Genomic DNA, 1,183 nt, shown 5'->3' on the forward strand with positions numbered 1-1,183 from the left:
TTCGGGGTTCGGGGTTCGGGGTTCGGCAGTAGGGTAAAACGTAGCGCCTTTTGCAAACATGTTTTTATATTGTAGGCGGGAGTTTACCTCGCGCATGTTTAAGCTCTAGGCTAGAGATTTTAGCCCGTAACTCGCAGCCCGCCAACACCAAGCTAAACACAGTGCTTGGCTTAATTTCTACCTAACACCTATGACCTAACCCCTAGTCTTTAACTTAAACCGCCAAATAAAGTCATTAAGGCAATTAACACTAAGTAAAAAAGTACATTACGCTTGACCAGTTTGATCATGCAGGTGGCTTCAAAGGTGCAGCCGTAATAACGCTTTTCAACTTGTTCGGCGGCCAATGCCGTATAAGTAACCACCTTGCGATTTGGGCTTGAAAAGTCAAATACGAAGCGCAGCCAGCAACTAGTGCCTTTGTTAAAGTTACCAATCACTAAATAACCAAAACTGGTAATACGCGCTGGGAGCCAATCTAACCAAAACAGCAAGCGGTGAATGAGCTTAAAATGCTTGGCAATGACTTCATCACGGTTACCACTCACTAAGTCAGCAAAGGTTCGTACTAATGCATAAAAAACAGCACCGGCAACACCCAATATCACAAACCAAAATATAACCGCACAATAAAACCGGAAATTAACCCACGCTAATGTTTGACCTAAGGTTTCACCACCTTGCTGCTCCTCTGTGCGCTTTTGCCCCAATTGCAAAGCATATAAAGTGGCGGCAGTTTGGTCACCTCGAGTTAATGCATTGAGGTACGACTTATATAAGGCACGCTGTTTAGCACAACCGAAGCACACCAATAATACCGCTACATTAAAAACCAGCTGCCACAATGCAAAATCAGATAAAAAAAACAAACAAGCAACCGCAATCACCGGCAGCAATAACCAAATTAAAAACCCAGAAGCCGTGCCAAATAAACCTTTATTCGTTAATAAATTAACACTGCGATTTAAGTAGCTGTTGGCATAATGGCTTATTTGCCAATGCGCAGAGCGAGCCCCTAAACGCTCAAGTATCAGTGCTATTATTATTGAAACCAAAATCATGTAGTTACTCGCTTAATTTAGGGTCTGTTGACCTTTGCGGATTATAATTTGTTCAAACTAGGGGCGATTTAATCGCGGCGCGAGGTTTGTAACCTAGTGGGCTCGATAACTGCTCCTGCGTT

The 1,183-nt window shown here is 43.2% G+C and carries 1 protein-coding gene; it reads right to left on the reverse strand.

The features are described from left to right. Positions 1 to 209 precede the first annotated feature (209 nt). Positions 210 to 1,061 (reverse strand): beta-lactamase regulator AmpE, encoded by an 852-nt coding sequence (ampE, locus tag CWB76_RS18045; RefSeq protein ID WP_138609465.1) that lies wholly within the window; start codon positions 1,059 to 1,061, stop codon positions 210 to 212. Positions 1,062 to 1,183 lie beyond the last annotated feature (122 nt).

Source organism: Pseudoalteromonas sp. S1609 (assembly GCF_005887255.1).
In the GTDB taxonomy this organism is placed as follows: Bacteria; Pseudomonadota; Gammaproteobacteria; order Enterobacterales; family Alteromonadaceae; genus Pseudoalteromonas.

What these genes read in the sequence shown, in the direction of transcription:
- ampE (WP_138609465.1), bottom strand. Translation starts at nt 1,061, where the DNA reads ATGATTTTGGTTTCAATAATAATAGCACTGATACTTGAGCGTTTAGGG.